The organism is Bradyrhizobium ivorense (genome assembly GCF_900696085.1).
Classification (GTDB): Bacteria; Pseudomonadota; Alphaproteobacteria; order Rhizobiales; family Xanthobacteraceae; genus Bradyrhizobium; species Bradyrhizobium ivorense.
In genome coordinates this window covers 450,493-470,741 of the sequence record NZ_CAADFC020000004.1, presented here as the reverse complement: position 1 = coordinate 470,741, position 20,249 = coordinate 450,493, and the positions used below count along the sequence as shown (strand labels likewise).

The following is a 20,249-nucleotide window of genomic DNA, read 5'->3' as shown; positions in this document are numbered from 1 at the left end:
AACTGCTTAGTTATGATCCCGCCTTACGTGCCGAGAATTTAAGCAGGAGACGATGTCGTTCCGGTCGGACCAAGCCCGTGTCGTGCCCTTCGCAAGACGGAGGCCCGCCGCGGCCACGCCGGAGCAGGCCCGCCCGGTGCTGATCGTGCTGCACCAGGAGACATCGACGCCCGGCCGGATCGGCAATGCACTGCGCGCGCTGGGCTACCGCCTCGACATCCGCCGGCCGCGCTTCGGCGACGCCCTGCCCGAAACACTCGAGCAACATTCCGGCGCGGTGATCTTCGGCGGCCCGATGAGCGCCAACGATTCCGATGATTATGTGCGGCGCGAGATCGACTGGATCGCAATTCCCTTGCGCGAGCAGCGGCCGATGCTCGGCGTCTGCCTCGGCGCCCAGATGCTGGCAAGGCAACTCGGTGCAACCGTTGCGCCGCATGCGGAAGGCCGTGTCGAGGTCGGCTATTATCCGATCCGCCCGACCGATGCGGGTCGCGCGCTGTGCCCGGACTGGCCGGCGCGGGTCTACCACTGGCATGGCGAAGGATTTGAATTGCCCGATGGCGCCGAGCTCCTCGCGGAAGGCAATGACTTCCCGGTGCAGGCGTTTCAGTTCGGCAATGCCTTCGGCTTGCAGTTTCATCCCGACGTGACCTACGCGATGATGCATCGCTGGACCGCGCGCGGTTGCGTGCGGATGGAGCAGCCCGGCGCGCAGCCGCGTCATCGGCATTTTGCCGAGCGTGCGGTCTACAATGCCGCGGAGCGGGCGTGGCTGACGCATTTCATCGCCGGCTGGATCGTGCGCACGCCGCGCGCGATGCTGCAGGCTGCGGAATAGCCGCCGCGCGGAATTTTCCGCGCAGCTTTTCAGCGCCATGATTGTGCTAGTCTCGGTCGCCGCGCGCGGCCGCACCATCGCGCGTCTCAAGAACAACAACGCACAGGGAGATCGCCGTGAGCTACCAGCACATCCTCTACGAGGTCAGCGACCGGATCGCGACCATCACGCTCAATCGTCCCGACCGCATGAATGCGTGGACCGCAACCATGGAGCGCGACGTGCGTCAGGCGATGGATGCGGCGGCCAATGACGACGATGTTCGCGTCATCGTGCTGACCGGCGCGGGCCGCGGCTTCTGCGCCGGCGCCGACATGGAGGCGCTGCAGGGCATCGATCCGAACGAGGTCCGCCGCGGCGAGAGCATTCCGTTCGACATGAATCGCCGCGCCGACTGGCAGACGCGCTATGCCTATTACCCTGCGATCAAAAAGCCAATCATCGCGATGCTCAACGGCGCCACTGCCGGCATCGGTCTCGTCCATGCGCTGTATTGCGATCTGCGCTTTGCCGCCGACACCGCGGTGTTCACCACCGCCTTCGCGCGGCGTGGCCTGATCGCCGAGCACGGCATCAGCTGGATGCTGCCGCGGATCGTCGGTCACGCCAATGCGCTCGATCTGTTGATGTCGGCGAGGCGCGTCTCGGCCGCGGAGGCGCTGCGCATCGGTCTCGTCAACCGGCTCTCGACGCCGGACAAGCTGCGCGAGGAAACCTACGCCTATGCCCGCGACCTCGCCGACTTCGTCTCCCCGAGCGCCATCGCAGTGATCAAGCGGCAGGTCTACGACGTGCCGTTCCAGACGCTGGCCGAGGCCACCATCGACGCCAACCGCGAAATGCAGATCGCGCTGAAGGGCAACGATTTCAGGGAAGGCGTGGCGAGCTTTGTCGAGAAGCGGCCGCCGCGGTTTACGGGGACGTGAGGGGGGAGGGGCTTGCTGCACCAGCCCGCCGTCGCCCTGCGGGCTATGGCGGGGCAGCCTTCGCTCACTTCGCTACGAGAGACTTCCCGGGCTTGCCTAGCCGAAGCTCGCGAAGCGAGCGAAGGCTGGTGGAGCCAGGCGGGATCGAACCGCCGACCTCGTCATTGCGAACGACGCGCTCTCCCAGCTGAGCTATGGCCCCATCGCGGCCGGGTAATGCTGAGTGTCCCGGCCGACAGCAGGGCGCCATTTACAGTGCCGCCCAAGGCCAAGTCAAGAACGCTGAAACTGCGGTTTTTGCCCCGGAGGGCGGGGAACTTCCCTTGTTTGCAGGGGGGTGAACCGATATTTAGCAGGTTGTCCCACCTGCGAGCTCCCACCACATGCGCGCCGTCCTCGACATCGTCATCATCATCCTTGACCTCTATGTCTGGCTGCTGATCGCCGCCGCCATCCTGTCCTGGCTGATCGCCTTCAACGTCGTCAACACGCGCAACCAGTTCGTGTCCGCGGTGGCCGAGTTCCTGTACCGCATCACCGAACCGGTGCTGCGGCCGATCCGCAGCGTGATGCCGAACCTGGGCGGGCTCGATATTTCGCCGATCATCGTGATCCTGATCATCATGTTCATCCAGCGGGTGATCGCCTATTACATCTATCCCAACGTGATCTGATCCTTCGCGATGGAACCTTGGATGGACTCTTGCCGATGGATCCCTGGCGCTACTCCACCGAGGGCATCAGCATCGCCTTGCGCGTGACGCCGCGCGGCGGCCGTGACGGCGTCGACGGGATCGAGACGCTGGCCAACGGCCGCACGGTGGTGAAGGTGCGGGTCCGCGCCATTGCCGAGGGCGGCGAGGCCAACCGTGCGGTGACCGAGCTGCTGGCCAAGGCGCTCGGCGTGCCCAAGGCCAGGGTGAAGCTGTTGTCCGGCGCCACCTCGCGGCTGAAGCAGGTGGCTGTCGACGGCGATCCGAAAGGGCTTGGCGAGACATTGCGGAAGCTGACAGCGGCCAAGCAGGAGACAAAGGACTGACATGACTGCCCGCATCATCGACGGAAAGGCCATCGCCGCCGAGCTTCGCGCCCGCGTCGCCGCTGAGGTTATCAGGGTCAAGCAGGACCATGCGCTGACGCCGGGGCTCGCCGTCGTACTGGTCGGCAACGATCCGGCCAGCGAGGTCTATGTCCGCAGCAAGCATACCCAGACCCAGGCCGCCGGCATGGCCTCGTTCGAGCACAAATTACCCGCCGACGTGTCGCAGGCCGATCTGCTGGCGCTGATCGCGCGGCTCAATCGCGATCCGCTGGTGCACGGCATCCTGGTGCAGCTGCCGCTGCCGAAATCGCTGCACACCGAGACCATCATCCACGCGATCGACCCGGCCAAGGATGTCGACGGCCTGCATCCGCATAATGCCGGACGGCTCGCCGGCGGCCTTGCCGCGCTGTCGCCCTGCACGCCACTCGGCTGCATCATCCTGACCAAGAGCGTGCACCCCTCGCTCGAGGGCATGAACGCGATCGTGATCGGCCGTTCCAACCTGGTCGGCCGTCCGCTGGTGCAGCTGCTCTTGAACGAGAACGCCACGGTGACGATCGCGCATTCGCGCTCGCGCGACCTGGCAAAGCTCTGCGCCCAGGCCGACTTGGTCTATGCCGCGGTCGGCAAGCCGGAGATGGTGCGCGGCGACTGGCTGAAGCCGGGCGCGACCGTGATCGACGTCGGCATCAACCGCATTCCGGTCGAGGGCGGCAAGCCGAAGCTGGTCGGCGACGTCGCGTTCCAGGAAGCGGTCAAAGTCGCCGGCGCCATCACGCCGGTGCCCGGCGGCGTCGGCCAGATGACGGTGGCCTGCCTTTTGGTGAACACCCTGCGCGCCGCCTGCGCGATCCACGGCCTGCCAGCGCCGGCGGTGTGACTTTCCTTACCTCTCCCCGCTTGCGGGGAGAGGTCGACATTCAAGCGAAGCTTGAATGTCGGGTGAGGGGGAGCCTCCGCGTGTTCCGGTCGGCGTTGGAGTTCGCCGAGAGAGCCCCTCACCCCAACCCTCTCCCCGCATCCGCCTTCGCCCGAAGGCGGGCTTCGGCGGACAAGAGCGCGGGGCGAGGGAGCCCGGGCAGTGTGCCCGGAATGGCGACGGCTACGTCACTTCGCCTTCTTGTCTCGCTCGATCCCTTCCAGGATCAGCCTGCAGGCTTCATCGGCGTCGCCCCAGCGCAGCACCTTCACCCATTTGCCCTTTTCGAGATCCTTGTAGTGCTCGAAGAAGTGCTGGATCTGGTCCAGCGTGATCTGCGGAAGGTCGCTGTAGTTCTTCACCTTGTCGTAGCGCTGGGTCAGCTTCGAGGACGGCACCGCGATGATCTTCTCGTCGCCGCCGGCCTCGTCCTCCATCAAGAGCACGCCGACCGGGCGGACGCTCATCACCGCGCCCGGCACGATCGCGCGGGTGTTGATGATCAGCACGTCGCAGGGGTCGCCGTCGCCGGACAGCGTGTGCGGAATGAAGCCGTAATTACCGGGATAGCGCATCGGCGTGTAGAGGAAGCGGTCGACCACCAGCGTGCCGGCCTCCTTGTCCATCTCGTATTTGATCGGCTCGCCTCCGACCGGCACTTCGATGATGACGTTGACGTCGTGGGGCGGATTCTTTCCGGTCGATATGGCGTCGATACGCATGGATTGCTCCGCGTGGCCTTTGGAAGTTGAGAATGGAGGTGATTTTTGTTGGCGCTCGACGCGAACCGGCTTTAAGCCCGGCCGATGGCCGGGCTGGCCTGCGCGCAGCACGCCGGCTGGTTTAGCCTTGCTGCGGCTGCGAGAGAAGCAGGATTTTCAGGCGGACCAGGCGAAAGCGACCTTGTCGAGCGACTTCGGCCCGAACCGCTCCGACGAGCGCGCCACCATGCGGCCGCCCAGCGCGCGGTAGAACTCGGTGGCCGGCTCGTTGTCGGAGAGCGCCCAGATCACCATGCTCTTGAGGCCGCTCTGCAGCAGGTCGCGGCGCGCCGCGGCGAACAGGCGGCGGCCAAAGCCGAGGCCCTGAAATTCCGGCCGCAGATAGAGCTCGTAGATCTCGCCTTCGAAGTGCAGGCTGCGGGCGCGGTTGCGACCGTAATTGGCGTAGCCGGCGATCCTGTCGCCGAACACCAGCACGCTGACGCGGCTGCCCTTGCGGATCGCGCTGTCCCACCACTGCGGGCCACGGCGGTTGATCAGCTTCTCGAGTTCGGCGCCGGGGATGATGCCCTGATACGCCGAGCGCCAGGCTTCGTCATGGGTCGACGCCACTGCCGCCGCGTCTGCAGCTTTGGCCGGCCGGACCTCGATCAGCGTTGTGCTCATGGACACAATCAAAGCAAGTCGCAGCGCCGCCTTCAAGGTCCATCGTTAATTATCGGTTAACCTGTGGATTTTTTGCATCAGTGATGTGAAAACTTGTACCGAAAGAGGACAGCTTGCCGTCGCAAACCCACTTATCGGGATGGATTTCGTCGTTCGACAATGCGCGGTGGCGATTTGTGACAGTGCAGAGCTCGGGACATCGCCGGCCTGATTCGTCGCGGACAAATCCGGCACAGGAATTCAATCCATTGCGCGGGGAGCAGGCCGTGCTGCGATCGATTTGCCGGCGTCCGGCCTCTGGCAGAAACTGAGGTGACGTGAAACCGGCGCCTCTGACCGCAGGCGGAATGCGATGACGCTGTACTTCCTGCTCAAATACCTCCATGTGCTCGGCGCCATCGTGATCCTCGGCACCGGGACCGGGATCGCCTTCTTCATGCTGATGGCGCATCGCTCGCAGGATGCCGCCTTCATCGCGCGCACCGCGGCGACCGTCGTGATCGCGGACATGATCTTCACGCTGACGGCGGTGTTGCTGCAGCCGGTCAGCGGCGGGCTGTTGATGATGCTGTCGTCGATCGGCATCACCGAGCGCTGGCTGCTGGCCTCGCTCGCGCTCTACGCCGTCGCCGGCGCGTTCTGGGTCCCCGTCGTGTTTATGCAGATCGAGATGCGCGATCTCGCGCAGGCGGCGGCCGGCAAGGGCAATGCTTTGCCGCCGCGTTACTTCGCGCTGTTCCGGCGCTGGTTCCTGTTCGGTATTCCCGGCTTCGGCGCGGTGATGATCATCCTGTGGCTGATGATCGCGAAACCCTTTTAGAGCATGATCCGGAAAAGTGTGCAGCGGTTTTCCGAACAGGATCATGCTCATGAGACTCCGATGACCGACCAAACACGCAACATCATCGTGCTCGGCGCCTCCGGCCTGATCGGCCGCTATGTCACCGACGACCTGCGGGCACGCGGCTTTCAGGTGATCGGGATCGCGCGGCAATTTTCGCCGGCGCAGAAGGTGAGCGCGCTCGACCTCGCATTGCCCGTGATGGCGCTGGATGCCGCGGCGCTGGCGCAACTGCTCCGCACGCATGAAGCCGGCGTCGTCGTGAACTGCCTCGGCGTGCTGCAGGACGGCCCCGGCAGCGACACCAGCGCGGTGCATCGCGATTTCGTGTCGCGGCTGATCGAGGCGATCCGCGACAGCGGGCGCGCCGTCCGCCTCGTCCACATCTCGATCCCGGGGGTGGCCGGCGAGGATCGGACCGCCTTCAGCAGCACCAAGCGCGAGGCCGAACGGCTGATCGCGGCCTCCGCCATCGCCCATGCGATCCTGCGCCCGGGCTTTGTCGTCGCGCCCTCGGCCTATGGCGGCAGCGCCATGCTGCGCGCGCTGGCCGCGCTTCCGGTCGAGCTGCCGGCCGGTGAGGCGGCGACGCCGTTCCAGCCGGTCGCCGTCGAGGATATCTCTGCAACGATTGCCTGGCTCGCGACGCGCGACATTGCAGATGCAAGCGTGCGCGCGGTGAGCTGGGACCTGATGCAGCCGCAGCCGATTTCGCTCGGCGGCGTCATCGCCCAGTTCCGCTGGTCGTTCGGCACATCGAAGCATTTTCGCATCGCATCGCCGTCTTTCCTGATCGATCTTGGCGCCCGCCTCGGCGATCTTTCGACCTATCTCGGCTGGATGCCGCCGCTGCGCTCCACCGCGATCGCGGAGCTGCGCCGCGGCGTCAGCGGCGATCCCGCCGCCTGGATGGCGGCAACCGGCATCGTGCCGAAGACGAGCGCGCAGGTCATCGGCAGCCGTCCCGCGGCCATTCAGGACAAATGGTTCGCGCGGCTGTTCCTGATCAAGGCGCTGATCTTCATCAGCCTTGTGCTGTTCTGGGTCGTCTCCGGCTTCATCGCGCTGGTCATCTCCTATGACGCCGCCGCCGGCATCTTGCGCGCGCATGATTTTCCGCCGGCGCTGGTCGGACCCGTCACGGTCGTGACCAGCCTGATGGACATCAGTATCGGCGTCCTGATCGCCTTCCGCCGCACCGCGGCGTTCGGCCTCGTCGCCGGCATCATCGCCTCGCTCGGCTACATGGCGGGCTCGGCGATCCTGACGCCGGACCTCTGGATCGAGCCGCTCGGCGCGCTGGTGAAGACCGGCCCCGCGATCGTGCTGATGCTGGTCGCGCTGTTGATTTTGGACAATCGATAGCGATTTGAAGTGGTGGAAGCGAGACCGCCGAGGAAATCGAGATGCCGCATTGGCCCGACGATGACGTGATCCTCTACGACGGCGTCTGCATCTTCTGCTCGCGGTGGGTCGGCTTCGTCCTGGCACGCGACACCGCCCGCCGTTTTCGCTTCACGCCGATCCAGTCGGACTACGGCACGCGGCTGGCGAAAACATTCGGCATCGATCCCGACGATCCCGACACCAACGCCGTGGTCCATGGCGGCGTCGCATGGCTCAAATCGGACGCCGCCCTGACCGTGCTGAGCCATCTTCCCGGCTGGAGCTGGATCCGCACCCTGTTCGCAGTGCCAAAGCCGCTGCGTGACGCCGTCTACAGCCTCATCGCCCGCAACCGCTACAAGATCTTCGGGAAGTACGAGACGTGCTTCGTGCCCGACGCGGACATGCGGGCGCGGGTGCTGGAGTGATGTTCGTCCGTCATTGCGAGCGAAGCGAAGCAATCCATCGATCCGCATACCCGGCGCTATGGATTGCTTCGCTTTGCTCGCAATGACGATGTGGTTACTTGCGCGCCAATTCCACCAGCACTTCCTTCGCCGCGCGCTCGCCTGAGTCCCTCGCCCCATGCGCCGTCGAGAAAAAGTGCGGCGAGGTTGCCTCGCCGGCAAAGAACAGCCGGCCGTCGACCGGCGCGGCCAGCACGGCGCGCTTGTCGGCGTGGCCGGGCAGGGCGTGGGAATAGGAGCCGCGGGCGAACGGGTCGTGCGCCCAGTGCGATTCCCTGAGCGGGGTGAGCTTGCGGCGGAAATCGTTGCCGAGGAAGCCGGCGATCTCGTCGATGCTGTGGGCGGCAATCGCGCCGTCGCCGGCGTCTTCGAGCGCTTGCGCGAAACGGCCGCCGAAAAAGCCCTCGATGCAGGGCTGGCCGAACGGGCGGATATGATAGGTGCCCATCTCGGTGCGCATGGTGGCGCCGCGCAGATTGCCCTCCTTCGGCATCGTCTCCGGCTCGGCGAGCGCCAGCGTCACCTTGTCGGCGAGGCCGAGCGGCAGGCCGCGCGCGGCGTCGAGCTTGTCCGGCAGCGCAGGCGAGAAGCGGATCGCCTCATCGGCGATCAGATTGGTCGGCACGGTGACGATCACCTTGTCCGCTTCGAGCGTGCCGCGCGAGGTCTCGATGCGGATGCGCTTGCCGGAATGATCGATCAGGCGGGCCTCGCAGTTCAGCGCGACCGGCAGTTCTGCGCCATAGGCCGCGATCAGCGCGCCGTAGCCGCGCCGCACCCGCCAATTGACGTTGGTGTCTTCGTACGCGTCGACGTCGAGGATCGAGACCTGGTCGAGCTCGCAGCCGTTCACATAGGTCGAGATCGCGTCGATCATCGGGTTCCAGCGATTGCCGGGCTCGAGAAAGAGGTTTGCGGGAGCATCGTCGCCGCGCACCGCGGCCGCCTCGATTCGGTCGTAGAACTGGTCAAGCGCGAACACGAATTCGTCGCGATCGGCCTGCGGGAACGCCTTGCCATAGGCGCGCTCGCGCCACGGCGGCAGGTCCTTGTTGATCTCGAAATTGAGCCGCTCGGCGATCGGGACGAAACTGTTCATATCCGCCGAGTGCAGCCAGCCGCAGCCGACGTCGAACACGACGTCAGGCGCCGCCATGACGGTGTGGGCGCGGCCGCCGAGCCGGTCGCGGGCCTCCAGCACGATGCTGGAGAGGCCGGAATCCTTCAGCGCATTGGCCGCGCCGAGGCCCGCTGCACCTGCGCCGATGATGGCGACGTCGATCGTTGAGGGGAGGGAACTCATGCCTTGGCTCTAGCACGTTCGGCAGCGTGCCAGAAGCCGCCACGAGCATGACTGTCATCACCCGCGAAAGCGGGTGATCCAGTATTCCAGAGACGGCGATGATAGAGCCGAGAGGCCGCGGCGTACTGGGTGCCCCGGTCCCGTCTACGCCAAGGCTTCGACGGGGCTTGCGATCTCGGGCGCGCCGGAGCTTAGCGGAGGCGGCAAGCCGGGGCACGACAGTGGGGCTTACGCCACAGCTTCCTTGGCCTTTTCCGCGCGCTTGCGCTCGTTCGGATCGAGATGCTTCTTGCGCAGCCGGATCGACTTCGGCGTCACCTCGACGAGCTCGTCGTCCTCGATATAGGCGAGCGCCTTTTCCAGCGTCATGCGGATCGGCGGGGTCAGGCGCACCGCTTCGTCCTTCGAGGTGGTGCGGATGTTGGTGAGCTGCTTGCCCTTGAGCACGTTGATCTCGAGATCGTTGTCGCGGGTGTGCTCGCCGACGATCATGCCCTTGTAGACCTTCCAGCCCGGCTCGATCATCATCGGGCCGCGGTCTTCCAGCTTGAACATCGCGTAAGCCACCGCTTCGCCCTGGTCGTTCGAGATCAGCACGCCGTTGCGGCGGCCCTGGATCTCGCCCTTGTAGGCGGCATAGCCGTGGAAGATGCGGTTCATGATCGCGGTGCCGCGGGTGTCGGTGAGCAGTTCGCCCTGGTAGCCGATCAGGCCGCGGGTCGGCGCGTAGAACACCAGCCGCAGGCGGTTGCCGCCGGAGGGGCGCATCTCGATCATCTCGGCCTTGCGCTCGCTCATCTTCTGCACGACGACGCCGGAATGCTCCTCGTCGACGTCGATCACGACTTCTTCGATCGGCTCCTGCAACTGACCGGTGGCCTCGTCCTTCTGCAGCACGACGCGGGGGCGCGACACCGAGAGCTCAAAGCCCTCGCGGCGCATGGTCTCGATCAGGATTGCGAGCTGCAATTCGCCGCGGCCCGACACCTCCATGGAGTCCTTGTCGGCGGCCTCGACGACGCGCAGCGCGACATTGCCCTCGGCCTCGCGCAGCAGGCGGTCGCGGATCATGCGCGAGGTCACCTTGTCGCCTTCGGTGCCTGCGAGCGGCGAGTTGTTGACGATGAACGACATCGACACCGTCGGCGGATCGATCGGCTGCGCCGGCAGCGGCGTCTCGACGCTGGGATCGCAGAAGGTGTCGGCGACGGTGCCCTTGGTCAGGCCCGCGATCGCGACGATGTCGCCGGCTTCGGCCTCATCGAGCGGGGTGCGCTCGAGGCCGCGGAAGGCCAGAATCTTGGTCAGGCGGCCGCTTTCGATCAGCTTGCCGTCGGCGCCGAGCACCTTGACCTGCTGGTTCGGCTTGATCGAGCCGGAGGAGATGCGGCCGGTGATGATGCGGCCGAGATAGGGATTGGCCTCGAGGATGGTGCCGATCATGCGGAACGGACCCTGCTCGACCTTCGGCGGCTCGACATGGCGCACGATCAGGTCGAACAGCGGCTGCATGCCGGCGTCATGCGAGGCCTCCGGGCTGTCGCCCATCCAGCCCTGCTTGGCTGAACCGTAGAGGATCGGGAAGTCGAGCTGCTCCTCGCTGGCGTCGAGCGCCGCGAACAGGTCGAACACCTCGTTGATCACCTCGGTCGGGCGCGCGTCGGGACGGTCGACCTTGTTGATCACGACGATCGGCTTGAGGCCGATCTTGAGCGCCTTCGACACCACGAACTTGGTCTGCGGCAGCGGGCCTTCCGCGGCGTCGACCAGCACCAGCGCACCGTCCACCATGTTGAGGATGCGCTCGACCTCGCCGCCGAAGTCGGCGTGGCCGGGGGTGTCGACGATGTTGATGCGAATGTCCTTCCACTGCACCGAAGCGGCTTTGGCCAGAATGGTGATGCCGCGCTCGCGCTCCAGATCGTTGGAGTCCATGGCGCGCTCGGCGACCTTCTGATTCTCGCGGAAGGTGCCGGATTGCTGCAGCAGGCGGTCGACGAGGGTGGTCTTGCCGTGGTCGACGTGGGCGATGATGGCGACGTTACGAAGGTTCATGGCTCTTCTTCTGGTCGTGCAAAAGGTCCTGGCGCGATCTCGCCGGACCATCGGGGCCGGCCGTTCGCTCTCGCGGCCCGATCGGGGCCCGGATCACGCTCATACCTAAGAAATTTGACGGGGACGCATCGCCCCAAAAAGGAAGCCCGGTCGTCCGGACCGGGCACCTTGCGCGTTGCGGCGCAATATAGTCAGAAATCGCCAAAAAACAACGGTTTATTGGCGGGTTCGTTGATCGAAATTAGGGCCAGTCCGGGCGGGTTCCTTTATCCCGCGCTATTTTCGGGACTGTGCCCCGACGATCAATACAACGGCAAACACGATCAACAACATCACGTACCCGAATGGACCCCCGCCCGTTTCACCTGAAGCGACGAGCAGGACTGCACACAGCACGCCCGGCAGCAGCAGGATGACGCCGACGGCCAGCATGAACGAAGTCAAACAGCCGCTGCGCGGCTCCGGAGGCGGGGGAACGTATTGGTACGGCGGCTCCGGTGGCTGGCTTGGCGGGGTCTGATCAGAACTGCTCATGATGTGGCTAGGCCCTGGGTCCCTTGATCGCGGCGTAGATCAGCAACACGCCGGCCGAGCCGACGAGCAGGCCGAGGAGAATCAGCGCCAGAATGGTGGCATCGGGGCGCTGATCGGCGAGGATGCCGAACCCGAACAGGATGGCGCACAGGCCGGGCAGCAGCAGGATGATCCCGAACAGCACCATGAAGGCGGTCGCGCAGCCGTGCCGCCGTGGCGGCGGTGCGGGTGGAACGGGGGATGTGGTGCCGGTCTCGCTCATTGATGGTCGGTCCTCGGTCAGCGCGCTCGGCCTTTGACGGCGGTGTAGAGCAGCATCACCCCGATCGCGCCGAGCATGAGACCAAAGACCCCGAGGCCGACCAGCGTCGAATCGGCGCCGCCGGTCGTCACCGAGCCGACCAGGAACAGGATGGCGCAGAGCCCGGGCAGCAGCAGGATCACGCCAAACAGCAGCATCAACGCGGTGCCGCAGCCGCCGGGCTGCGACGACGGCGGCAGCGGCGGCGGGATTTTTGGTGGCGTGCCGTAGTCGCTCATCGCGGCACCTCTTCGCGCGGCCGCGCCTCGCGGTAGGTCTGGCCCGCCAGCGCGGCGCGGATACGAGCGATCTTTCCGTCGCGGTAGAACAGATTGTAGGTGTCGAACGGGATGATCGCGCCGCTCTCGGTGACGAAGTGGATGCAGCTGCGCTTGACGTTGCCGACGCAGAAATTGAAGCGATCGAGAAACTGCACGATGGTGACGCGGAACACGTTCTCGTAAGTGAGGCCCTCCGGCACCTCGAAGCTCGGCAGGCAGCACAGCAGTTCGCAGACCCGCTCCGAGGTGTTGAGCGGCCCCGATGACAGCGAGAATAGATCGACGAATTTTTCCCGCAGCACCGGATATTTCTCCGGGCTGATCGTGTTCGGCATCACCGCGATCAGTTGCTCCTGCGGGATCAGCGAGGTCAGCGGCAGTACCTTGTCGCCGTTGCGCAGCCCGTAGCCGATCGAGATGCTCTCGGGATTGCAGGGCAGCGGGATCATGTCGTTAGCGCCGAACACACCGGTAGCGATCACCTGCTTGCGGATTTCCGACAGCATGATGCGGTCGGTGTTCTTGTCGAAATTCTCGTTGCGGCCGGCGTCCTGCACCGGCTGCAAGGTGACGCCGCGGACGCATTTCCAGGTCAGCGCATGGCGGACGATGTCGCCGATCTCGGCATCGTTAACGCCGCGCTTGATGGTCGCGACCAGCGTGGTCGAGACGCCGTAACGCTCGAGATTCTCCAGCGCCTGCTGGCGGATTTTTCGCAAGTCCGCGCCGCGCAGATTGACCAGCGCGTCGCGCTTCAGCGAATCGAATTGCAGATAGACTTCCAGCCCGCGCTTGTTCTCGGCAAGCCTTGCTACGAATTCCGGCTCGCGCGCGATGCGCAGGCCGTTGGTGTTGATCATGACATGGCGGATCGGCCGCGCCCGCACCGCATCCAGGATGGCGAAGAAATCCGGATGCAGCGTCGGCTCGCCGCCGGAGATCTGCACCAGATCCGGCTCGCCCTCGCTGGCGACCAGCGCATCCAGCATCTTCTCGATCTTGGCCAGCGGCGTGAAGCTGGTGCGCGCCGGCGAGGAGTCGGCAAAACACACCGGGCAGGTCAGGTTGCAGTGCTCAGTGATCTCGATCAGCGCCAGGCAGGAGTGCTGCTCATGGTCCGGGCACAGCCCGCAATCGTAGGGGCAGCCGAATTCGGTGTGGCGCTGGAACGCGAGCGGCCGGTCGCCGGGCTTGATGAAATCCTTGCACAGCCGCCAATAGGCCGAATCGGTCGAGACCAGCGTCGACTGCACGCCGTGTTGCTTGCAGCGCTTCTCGTACCACACCTCGTTGCCGAGGATCTGGATCTTGGTCGGCACCAGGGTCAGGCAGGTTTCGCAGAGCGATTGGGTCTGGCCCCAGAAGATGTAAGGGCGGGCCTTACGCAGCGGCGCGTTCATGCTTCAAACTCACTCGTGGCGCCGTCGCCAGCATGACGGCGGCATAGACCATGACAAACAGCGACAGCAGGTGAAACAGCGAGAACGGGCCGAGCAGCCCACCGTAGGGTTTTAGGAATTCCCAGATGAAGCGCTGCAGTCCGTAATAGAGCAGGACGAGGTAGAATCCGTTGGTGATCACAGCGGCGTTGCGGTTCAAAACCGACCCGACATAGAAGGCCGCGAACGCCGCCATCGCCAAGCTCTCATAGAGCTGCACCGGGTGGCGCGAGACGCCGTCGCCGAAATCATGCCCCCAGGGCAGCGCGGTCGGCGTGCCGTAAGTGAAATCCTCCAGCCCCGCGAAGTAGCAGCCGAGCCGGCCGACCGCGACGCCGACCGCGAACGGCAGCGCGAAGCGCGCGCCGGTGCGTAAGGAGATACCGTGCCGCCATTTGTAGAGCTCGATCGCGATGATGCCGCCGGCCAGCGCGCCCTCGACCGAGCGCGCGATGCCCGCCATACCCGAGGCCCACAGGTTCAGCGTGCCGAAGATGTAGGCGCCGATCCCGGCGCCGAACACCAGCGCGGCGATGTAGGACAATTCGAAGGATTGTCTGGGGAATTGCAGCCCGCGCACCCGCGACAGCCACCACATGGCTGCTCCCGCGGCGCACCATGCGGCAACGTCGAAGATGGCGTGCAGTCCAGCCCCACTCATGACGCGAGTGTAACGCGAATTTCGCGGTCCGCGATAGCTGCCGGCACTCCCTCTCCACGCAAAGAGCGGGGAGAGGAGAAGCCGTGTGCGCGGCCCTCTCTCCTCTCCCTCTCCCCGTTCTTACGGGGAGAGGGTTGGGGTGAGGGGCTGCTTCAGCAAATTCCGCAAGCAATGAGTTCGCGGAGGCTCCCCCTCACCCGGATTGCATCTGGCGATGCAATCCGGCCTCTCCCCGCAAGCGGGGAGAGGCGACTTCACCGCCTCAGTTCACCGGATTGTCCTCCTTCGGATAGACGCCGCGCAGCACCTCTTCGAAATGATCCTTGACCGCGTCGTTGCACCGGCAGGCGCGCTGTCGCAGCCGGTCCGGATCGCGAACCATGATCGCGCCGCGGCGGGTCTCCAGCACGCCCTCGGCCTTGAAGCCCTGGATCACCCGACTGGTGTAGCTGCGGCCGACGCCGAGCAACGTCGAGAGTTGCTCATGCGTCAGCGGCACCACGCCGTCGCCGTCGGTGCGCTCCATCGCCGAGATGATCCATTTCGCGGCGCGCTGCTCGATCGAATGGATCGCGTTGCAGGCGGTGGATTGGAAGATCTGCGCCAGCAGGCAGTCGGCATAGCGCGCGAAGATGTTGCGCACCGAGATCGATTTGAGCTTGGCGGCGTCGAGCTTGCTGATCGGCAGCCGCACGAACGGCCCGCCGAACTTGACGGTGATGCGGGTGTAAGCCGGCAGAAAACCCTGGCTGACGATGCCGCCGACCGCGCCCTCGCGGCCGACCAGGATGGTCTCGACGTCGCGCCCGTCCTCGTTCGGCACCATGTAGGCAACGAGACTCGGCCCGCACGGAAAGTGCACGGTCTGGACATCGTCGCCGGGGTTGTAGAACAGGTCGTTGGCCCGCCCGTCCACCGGCACGAGATGCGGTGCGATCAGCGCATAGTCGGCGGCGTTGAGCCGGCGCAAAAGATTGTTGAACGGCCGGTCGCTTGTCCCGGCCAAGTCCGTCTGTCTGTTTGTCATTGGAAATTCCTGCACATCCAACGCGGACGTTAGATGAAAAGTTCCCGCATTTGTGTGCACTAGTGAACAGACGGCGCGGCCTGCGATGTGTTGGTTTCATGCCGGGAACAGCCGGCGTGCTCGACAGGGGCGCCGGTCGCGGGCCAGCCGGCCGGACCTGATCCGGCCTCAACCTCACGCTCTTTGTTGAGCATGATCTGATCGGAAAACCGCTTCACACTTTTCCGGATCATGCCGCATGAAACGGATTCTGGTGAGCCATGGACCCCGCCCACAATATCTGCATGCCCGGTGACGTCCTCATCGTCGAGGACGACCCGATGATCTCGCTCTATTTCGAGGACACCATCCTCGGCTTCGGCGCCCGCACGGTGCGCACCGCTGCCAACGTAGCGCGGGCGCTCGATCTGATCGCAGCGCATGCGCCGGATTTCGCGCTGCTCGACGTCGGCCTCGTCAGAGGCGAGACGACATTCGCAATCGCCGAGCGTCTCGATGCGCTCGGCGTGCCCTACGTGTTCGTCACCGGTTATGGCGCGGAGATCAGGCTGCCGCCGTCGCTTGCCGACAAGCCGCGGCTGACCAAGCCGTGTTCGATCGACGCCCTGCAGGCGGCGTTGCGGCAGGGGCACAGCGCGCAGCCGCAGTGAACGCCGGGGGCTGCGGGCTCCTCACCTTCCCTTGAAAAGGGGAGGTCGCTTTGCTCGCCAGAGCAAAGCGGGTGGGGATCTGCTGTCTCCACACGCGACGGTGCTCGTGGCTGACCCCCATCCCGACCTTCCCCCTTGCAGGGGGAAGGGGAAGACGGAGCTGCACTCCATCGACGGAGTGTCGGCGTCATCCAGTTGAAGCGGTGTTCACACCACCTTCGGATCGAGCGCGATCGACCACAGCTCGACGTCCTTGCGGTCGCGCAGGCTGACCGTCATCTGGCCGCTCTTGCCGTCGATCTTGACGTGGCCGAAGAACTGCATGCCGGCCGACGGCGGCAGGTTCTGGTTGGCTTCGCCCGGCGCCTTGACGAACTTCACCTCGGGGCCGAACGTGTTGTCGAGCTCGTTCGGGCCGAACGTGCCGGCATGCAGCGGGCCGGAGACGAATTCCCAGAACGGGTCGAAGTCCTGGAACTGGGCCTTGTTCGGATTGTAGTAGTGCGCGGCGGCGTAGTGCACGTCGGCGGTCAGCCACACCGTGTTGACGACGCCCGAGGTCTTGATGAAGCGCAGGATGTCGGCGATCTCGAGCTCGCGGCCGCGCGCCGGGCCGTCGCCCTGCGCGAACGCCTCGGATCCTTTCTTGTTGGCGGCATCGTCATAGACGATCAGCGACAGCGGCATGTCGGAGGCGATCACCTTCCAGGTGGCGCGCGAGTTGAGCAGGCCGCGCTTCAGCCAGGCGAGCTGCTCGGGCCCGAGGAAATAGGCGCCGGGATCGTAGCTCTCCTGCAAATTCGGGCCGTTCGGGCCGCGATAGCTGCGCTCGTCGAGCATGAACACGTCGAGATGCGGGCCGTAGCTCAGCGTGCGATAGACCCGGCCCGGCTCGACGATGCTCTCGCGCATCGGATACATCTCGTGGAAGGCGCGCGCCGCCCGCGCGGCCAGCAGCGTGATGTCGCGCTCCTTGTAGGCCGCCGGCAGTTGTTTCGACAGCGACCAGTTGTTGGTCACCTCGTGGTCGTCCCACTGCACGAAGATCGGCACCTCGGCGTTGAACGCGCGCAGATTCTCGTCGAGCATGTTGTACTTGTGCGCGCCGCGGAATTCGTCGAGCGTCTCGGCGACCTTGGCCTTCTCGGCAACCGTGATGTTCTTCCAGATATTGCCGTCGGGCTGCTTCTGCTCGGCGTTGATGACGCCGTCGGCATAGATGGTGTCGCCGGAATGCAGGAAGAAATCCGGATTGTGCTTCTTCATCGCCGAGAAGGTGAACATGCCGCCGTCATCGGGGTTGATGCCCCAGCCCTGGCCGGCGACGTCGCCGCCCCACACGAAGGAGACGTCGCGGCGGTCGCTCGGCGCGGTGCGGAAGCGGCCGACCACCGGCTCGCCGACGATGTCGATATGCGACAGATCGCGGAAGCGGACCCGGTAGAAGATGTCCTGCCCGGACGGCAGGTTCTCCAGCAGCATCTTGGCGGTGAAGTCGCTCTCCGGCAGCGCCGCGATCGGCGGCAGCGTGCGGGCATCCTTGAATGATTCTGACGTCGCGACCTCGACCATCATCTGCGCCGGGCGGTCGGCCCGCGCCCACACCACGCCGCCGTCGGTGCCGACATCGCCGGACTGCACGCCATGGGTGATCACCGGGCGATCGGCGGCGCGCGACAGATAGGGCATCGCGATGACCCCGACGCCGGCCGCCGCCGCAGTGGACAAGAAGCGCCGGCGGGTCAGCTTGCGCGAAAACCGGATTGTCATGGGGATCCTCCTCAGGGGTCGCGAGCGCGACAATGCGCCGCAAGCGGGGCAAGACCTAGAAAAATTCCATGACGGCGAGATTACAGGGGTGGGCGAAATCGGCTCCGGGATCGCTGCCAGCTTCTACGTCAGGTGAGCACGCAGGCAGGGCTCCCTCCCCCCTTGCGGGGGAGGGCTGGGGAGAGGGGTAAGCCCCAGGCGAGATGATCGAGGCGTGTTTCGCGTTCGCAACGATTCTCTCTCCGTCGAAGCGCTATCGAGAGAGCACGTCGTGTGGCACCCCTCTCCCTAACCCTCCCCCGTAAGGGGGGAGGGAACCCTGCCGCCGGTGGCTCCCTGACGTGGGCCGCTCGTCGGGGTGGAAGGGAGAGTCGTTCTTAAGAGGAGATGAAAGCTACGCCGTCCCCGCGGCCCTGAACTGGGTCGCGGCGCGCTGCAGGTTTTGCGGCATGCTCAGCAGCAGCGCCTTGCGGTCGGCGACGGCGTTGTGAAACTGCTCGAGCGCGATGTTGAACGCGGTCAGCGTGCCTTCCTCGATCGCGCCGTGCTCGTAGCAGTCCAGCGTGTGGCGCAGGATGTCGTCGGCCTCGGCCTGCAACTGATCGAGCTCGTCGGTCGAATCGCTCTGCCGCGCAGTCTTCAGCATCTCCAGCAGGCGCTCGCGCTGCGAGGTGTTGGTGTTGCGCTCGTCCTGCTTGAGATAGCCGGCGAACCAGGCGCCGGCCGAGCCCATCGCCGAGAGCGCCATCAGGCCCCACCAGATGTAATCGCTGTAGCGGTCGAGGAAGGTCTTTTCCTCGCCGTCGACAAAGGCGGCGGCGCCCGGATGCACCGGGATGGTGGCGTCCTTGTCGGTGTCGGGGGTCTCGATCTTGGCGGCGAGCGGGAAGTCGGTCTTGAGCTGCTGGCGGATCGCGAACAATTGCCGGGTGAACGCCGCGACGGTGGATTCCGCCAGTCCCTTCCGCGCCACGATGTGATGCGCGAAGCTGATGGTCTTCACCTCGTCCTCGGGCCGGTTCGCCGTGCCGAGCGAGCCGGCAGGAATCTCGGCGGCCTCATAGGCCGGATGGTTCTGCGAGATCGCCTCCGCGGCGTCGATCGCAAGGAAGGTCGGCTCGCCGCCGTCGCGGCTCGATGCGGTGATCGCATCGATCGTGATCTTGCTGTTGGCGGGACCCGCGGCGAGATAGGCGTCGGCCTTCTGGTTGCGGATCGCGTCGGCCGCCTCATTGGCCGGGAACTGGACGATCTCGACCTTGTTTGGATCGACGCCGTATTGCTGCAGGATCAGCTTGAGCAGATTAACGTTGGCCGGGGTGCGGCCGACGACGGCGATCTTGTGGCCGGCGAGCTGGGTGATCTTGGTGATCTTCGCGCCCTTGCGCGCCTTGCCTTTGCTGGGCGGAGCCCACATCACCACGACGTTCTTGCGCAGCGTCGCAACCGCCTGCGCGTTCTTCGGCACATCGAGATCGCCGCGGATGATGGCGAGGTCGGCCTTGCCCTCGCCGAGCGCCTGCGCGCTCGCGCTGGCGCCCTCGGTCGGCACCGGGCGGAGCTTGACCTGGCTGTGCTGCTGGTTGTTGTTGAAGGCCTGCGCGAGCGCCTGCACCACCCTGAGATCGTCGCTGTTGGCCGGCCCGACCGCGATCTTCAGCGTCACCGGGCGCACCGCGAAGTAATAGCCTGCGGTCAGGGTGCCGATGATGGCGAGCACGCCCGCGATCAAAACGAAGATCACCCGCCGCTTCGCCGAACGCAGCGGTTTTGGCGATAGGTTGGCGGGGCCGTCGGTCATCGATCTCGCAAGCGGTCGGGGCTCGGTCTCGGCACTGTCAACGCGCGTATATCCCTATCTAGTAGCAAATTCCTGAACCGACAGATGTTACAACTCCGTCATGGTTACCAGTGGCCATAGGACGCGATTTCGGCCTTAATTTCGGCATGGATCCGATGCGGGCACCGGTTGTTAGGTCACAGCGGTTTGGCGCCAAGCGGATGCCGGTTCGCGCGAAGAAAGCGCGTCAAAACAACAAGCTAGAGCTTCGGCTCTGATCTGGTCAGAACCGGAAATGCCCTGGAATCAGGGCCAAGCGGGAGGGTTTGATATGGTCGAACGGCTGTCAGCGGAAGCAATGAAGGCCGCGCTCTGGGAATTGGCGGGATGGTCGGAGGTGGCCGGCCGCGAGGCGATCACCAAAACCTTCGTGTTCAAGGACTTCAACGAGGCCTTCGGCTTCATGGCCCGCGCCGCCCTGGTCGCCGAGAAGAACGACCATCACCCGGAATGGAAGAACGTCTACAAGACGGTCGAGGTGGTGCTGGCGACCCATGACGTCGGCGGGGTGACCAAGCGCGATATCGACCTCGCCAAGGCCATGAACGCGATCGCAAGGCAGCTTGGGTGAACTG

Annotated in this window: 22 protein-coding genes and 1 tRNA gene; 10 read left to right on the top strand and 13 right to left on the bottom strand. The window is 65.3% G+C overall.

Features of this window, described 5'->3' with window-relative positions:
- Window positions 1–52: 52 nt before the first annotated feature.
- On the top strand, window positions 53–841 hold the full coding sequence (locus CI41S_RS03060; RefSeq protein WP_139857367.1) for a glutamine amidotransferase: 789 nt from the start codon (window positions 53–55) through the stop codon (window positions 839–841).
- Between the two features lie 116 nt (window positions 842–957).
- Entirely contained in the window at window positions 958–1,767 is an 810-nt protein-coding gene (locus CI41S_RS03055; protein WP_139857365.1) for an enoyl-CoA hydratase, read from the top strand.
- Window positions 1,768–1,893: 126 nt separating this feature from the next.
- Here the strand turns inward: CI41S_RS03055 and CI41S_RS03050 are convergent.
- Window positions 1,894–1,969: transfer RNA gene (locus CI41S_RS03050), tRNA-Ala, on the bottom strand.
- Window positions 1,970–2,150: 181 nt separating this feature from the next.
- Here CI41S_RS03050 and CI41S_RS03045 point away from each other — a divergent pair.
- From CI41S_RS03045 to folD, 3 genes are read left to right on the top strand one after another with little or no spacing between them, the layout of a single operon-like run.
- Window positions 2,151–2,441, top strand: a complete 291-nt coding sequence (locus tag CI41S_RS03045) for a YggT family protein (RefSeq protein WP_139479508.1) — start codon at window positions 2,151–2,153, stop codon at window positions 2,439–2,441.
- Window positions 2,442–2,476: 35 nt separating this feature from the next.
- On the top strand, window positions 2,477–2,806 hold the full coding sequence (locus tag CI41S_RS03040) for a DUF167 domain-containing protein (RefSeq protein WP_139858547.1): 330 nt from the start codon (window positions 2,477–2,479) through the stop codon (window positions 2,804–2,806).
- A 1-nt stretch (window position 2,807) separates the two neighbouring features.
- A complete protein-coding gene (folD, locus tag CI41S_RS03035) occupies window positions 2,808–3,692 on the top strand; it encodes a bifunctional methylenetetrahydrofolate dehydrogenase/methenyltetrahydrofolate cyclohydrolase FolD (RefSeq protein WP_139857363.1) in 885 nt (294 codons plus the stop codon).
- Window positions 3,693–3,919: 227 nt separating this feature from the next.
- Here the strand turns inward: folD and ppa are convergent, their stop codons facing one another.
- Both ppa and CI41S_RS03025 read right to left on the bottom strand, forming a co-directional pair.
- Window positions 3,920–4,453 (bottom strand): inorganic diphosphatase, encoded by a 534-nt coding sequence (ppa, locus tag CI41S_RS03030; RefSeq protein WP_139479506.1) that lies wholly within the window; start codon window positions 4,451–4,453, stop codon window positions 3,920–3,922.
- A gap of 156 nt (window positions 4,454–4,609) precedes the next feature.
- Window positions 4,610–5,119 carry a GNAT family N-acetyltransferase gene (locus CI41S_RS03025; protein ID WP_139479505.1) on the bottom strand — a complete coding sequence of 170 codons (510 nt, stop codon included), beginning with the start codon at window positions 5,117–5,119 and terminating at the stop codon, window positions 4,610–4,612.
- Between the two features lie 352 nt (window positions 5,120–5,471).
- On the opposite strand from CI41S_RS03025, the gene CI41S_RS03020 reads away from it, so the two are divergent.
- From CI41S_RS03020 to CI41S_RS03010, 3 genes are read left to right on the top strand one after another with little or no spacing between them, the layout of a single operon-like run.
- Window positions 5,472–5,939, top strand: a complete 468-nt coding sequence (locus CI41S_RS03020; protein WP_139857361.1) for a DUF2269 family protein — start codon at window positions 5,472–5,474, stop codon at window positions 5,937–5,939.
- A gap of 60 nt (window positions 5,940–5,999) precedes the next feature.
- Window positions 6,000–7,325, top strand: coding sequence for an SDR family oxidoreductase (locus tag CI41S_RS03015; protein WP_139857359.1), 1,326 nt, complete (start codon window positions 6,000–6,002; stop codon window positions 7,323–7,325).
- Between the two features lie 41 nt (window positions 7,326–7,366).
- On the top strand, window positions 7,367–7,774 hold the full coding sequence (locus tag CI41S_RS03010) for a thiol-disulfide oxidoreductase DCC family protein (protein ID WP_139857357.1): 408 nt from the start codon (window positions 7,367–7,369) through the stop codon (window positions 7,772–7,774).
- 94 nt (window positions 7,775–7,868) lie between these two features.
- On the opposite strand, the gene CI41S_RS03005 is transcribed toward CI41S_RS03010, so the two are convergent.
- The 8 genes from CI41S_RS03005 to CI41S_RS02970 form a co-directional block, all read right to left on the bottom strand.
- Window positions 7,869–9,116: a flavin monoamine oxidase family protein gene (locus tag CI41S_RS03005; protein WP_139857354.1), complete on the bottom strand. Its 1,248-nt coding sequence runs from the start codon at window positions 9,114–9,116 to the stop codon at window positions 7,869–7,871.
- Window positions 9,117–9,344: 228 nt separating this feature from the next.
- Window positions 9,345–11,171 (bottom strand): translational GTPase TypA, encoded by a 1,827-nt coding sequence (gene typA / locus CI41S_RS02995; protein ID WP_139479500.1) that lies wholly within the window; start codon window positions 11,169–11,171, stop codon window positions 9,345–9,347.
- A 276-nt stretch (window positions 11,172–11,447) separates the two neighbouring features.
- The gene (locus CI41S_RS43260) at window positions 11,448–11,603 is read right to left on the bottom strand and encodes a hypothetical protein (RefSeq protein ID WP_172627890.1); all 156 of its coding nucleotides are present in this window, start codon (window positions 11,601–11,603) and stop codon (window positions 11,448–11,450) included.
- A gap of 109 nt (window positions 11,604–11,712) precedes the next feature.
- The gene (locus tag CI41S_RS02990; RefSeq protein WP_139857352.1) at window positions 11,713–11,967 is read right to left on the bottom strand and encodes a hypothetical protein; all 255 of its coding nucleotides are present in this window, start codon (window positions 11,965–11,967) and stop codon (window positions 11,713–11,715) included.
- A 17-nt stretch (window positions 11,968–11,984) separates the two neighbouring features.
- Window positions 11,985–12,245: a hypothetical protein gene (locus tag CI41S_RS02985; RefSeq protein ID WP_139857350.1), complete on the bottom strand. Its 261-nt coding sequence runs from the start codon at window positions 12,243–12,245 to the stop codon at window positions 11,985–11,987.
- Window positions 12,242–13,687, bottom strand: a complete 1,446-nt coding sequence (locus CI41S_RS02980) for a radical SAM protein (protein WP_139857348.1) — start codon at window positions 13,685–13,687, stop codon at window positions 12,242–12,244. Before CI41S_RS02980 ends, CI41S_RS02985 begins: the two co-directional genes overlap by 4 nt.
- Entirely contained in the window at window positions 13,668–14,387 is a 720-nt protein-coding gene (locus CI41S_RS02975; protein WP_139857346.1) for a prolipoprotein diacylglyceryl transferase, read from the bottom strand. The genes CI41S_RS02980 and CI41S_RS02975 overlap by 20 nt, the downstream gene beginning before the upstream one ends.
- Before the next feature lie 262 nt (window positions 14,388–14,649).
- A complete protein-coding gene (locus tag CI41S_RS02970; RefSeq protein ID WP_139857344.1) occupies window positions 14,650–15,414 on the bottom strand; it encodes a Crp/Fnr family transcriptional regulator in 765 nt (254 codons plus the stop codon).
- A gap of 284 nt (window positions 15,415–15,698) precedes the next feature.
- Here CI41S_RS02970 and CI41S_RS02965 point away from each other — a divergent pair, with 284 nt between their 5' ends.
- On the top strand, window positions 15,699–16,064 hold the full coding sequence (locus CI41S_RS02965) for a response regulator (RefSeq protein ID WP_244626394.1): 366 nt from the start codon (window positions 15,699–15,701) through the stop codon (window positions 16,062–16,064).
- Window positions 16,065–16,271: 207 nt separating this feature from the next.
- On the opposite strand, the gene CI41S_RS02960 is transcribed toward CI41S_RS02965, so the two are convergent.
- Together CI41S_RS02960 and CI41S_RS02955 are read right to left on the bottom strand one after the other, a co-directional pair.
- Entirely contained in the window at window positions 16,272–17,834 is a 1,563-nt protein-coding gene (locus tag CI41S_RS02960; protein ID WP_139857338.1) for an alkaline phosphatase D family protein, read from the bottom strand.
- A 394-nt stretch (window positions 17,835–18,228) separates the two neighbouring features.
- A complete protein-coding gene (locus tag CI41S_RS02955) occupies window positions 18,229–19,635 on the bottom strand; it encodes a TAXI family TRAP transporter solute-binding subunit (RefSeq protein ID WP_139857336.1) in 1,407 nt (468 codons plus the stop codon).
- Between the two features lie 310 nt (window positions 19,636–19,945).
- Between CI41S_RS02955 and CI41S_RS02950 the strand changes: the two genes are divergently transcribed.
- Window positions 19,946–20,245: a 4a-hydroxytetrahydrobiopterin dehydratase gene (locus CI41S_RS02950; protein ID WP_139857333.1), complete on the top strand. Its 300-nt coding sequence runs from the start codon at window positions 19,946–19,948 to the stop codon at window positions 20,243–20,245.
- Window positions 20,246–20,249: the final 4 nt, after the last annotated feature.

Bases quoted from the DNA above. Each gene is read 5' to 3' on its own strand.
- CI41S_RS03060 (WP_139857367.1), top strand. From the start codon at position 53: ATGTCGTTCCGGTCGGACCAAGCCCGTGTCGTGCCCTTCGCAAGACGG.
- CI41S_RS03045 (WP_139479508.1), top strand. From the start codon at position 2,151: ATGCGCGCCGTCCTCGACATCGTCATCATCATCCTTGACCTCTATGTC.
- CI41S_RS03040 (WP_139858547.1), top strand. From the start codon at position 2,477: ATGGATCCCTGGCGCTACTCCACCGAGGGCATCAGCATCGCCTTGCGC.
- folD (WP_139857363.1), top strand. From the start codon at position 2,808: ATGACTGCCCGCATCATCGACGGAAAGGCCATCGCCGCCGAGCTTCGC.
- ppa (WP_139479506.1), bottom strand. From the start codon at position 4,453: ATGCGTATCGACGCCATATCGACCGGAAAGAATCCGCCCCACGACGTC.
- CI41S_RS03025 (WP_139479505.1), bottom strand. From the start codon at position 5,119: ATGAGCACAACGCTGATCGAGGTCCGGCCGGCCAAAGCTGCAGACGCG.
- CI41S_RS03020 (WP_139857361.1), top strand. From the start codon at position 5,472: ATGACGCTGTACTTCCTGCTCAAATACCTCCATGTGCTCGGCGCCATC.
- CI41S_RS03015 (WP_139857359.1), top strand. From the start codon at position 6,000: ATGACCGACCAAACACGCAACATCATCGTGCTCGGCGCCTCCGGCCTG.
- CI41S_RS03010 (WP_139857357.1), top strand. From the start codon at position 7,367: ATGCCGCATTGGCCCGACGATGACGTGATCCTCTACGACGGCGTCTGC.
- CI41S_RS03005 (WP_139857354.1), bottom strand. From the start codon at position 9,116: ATGAGTTCCCTCCCCTCAACGATCGACGTCGCCATCATCGGCGCAGGT.
- typA (WP_139479500.1), bottom strand. From the start codon at position 11,171: ATGAACCTTCGTAACGTCGCCATCATCGCCCACGTCGACCACGGCAAG.
- CI41S_RS43260 (WP_172627890.1), bottom strand. From the start codon at position 11,603: ATGCTGGCCGTCGGCGTCATCCTGCTGCTGCCGGGCGTGCTGTGTGCA.
- CI41S_RS02990 (WP_139857352.1), bottom strand. From the start codon at position 11,967: ATGAGCGAGACCGGCACCACATCCCCCGTTCCACCCGCACCGCCGCCA.
- CI41S_RS02985 (WP_139857350.1), bottom strand. From the start codon at position 12,245: ATGAGCGACTACGGCACGCCACCAAAAATCCCGCCGCCGCTGCCGCCG.
- CI41S_RS02980 (WP_139857348.1), bottom strand. From the start codon at position 13,687: ATGAACGCGCCGCTGCGTAAGGCCCGCCCTTACATCTTCTGGGGCCAG.
- CI41S_RS02975 (WP_139857346.1), bottom strand. From the start codon at position 14,387: ATGAGTGGGGCTGGACTGCACGCCATCTTCGACGTTGCCGCATGGTGC.
- CI41S_RS02970 (WP_139857344.1), bottom strand. From the start codon at position 15,414: ATGACAAACAGACAGACGGACTTGGCCGGGACAAGCGACCGGCCGTTC.
- CI41S_RS02965 (WP_244626394.1), top strand. From the start codon at position 15,699: ATGCCCGGTGACGTCCTCATCGTCGAGGACGACCCGATGATCTCGCTC.
- CI41S_RS02960 (WP_139857338.1), bottom strand. From the start codon at position 17,834: ATGACAATCCGGTTTTCGCGCAAGCTGACCCGCCGGCGCTTCTTGTCC.
- CI41S_RS02955 (WP_139857336.1), bottom strand. From the start codon at position 19,635: ATGACCGACGGCCCCGCCAACCTATCGCCAAAACCGCTGCGTTCGGCG.
- CI41S_RS02950 (WP_139857333.1), top strand. From the start codon at position 19,946: ATGGTCGAACGGCTGTCAGCGGAAGCAATGAAGGCCGCGCTCTGGGAA.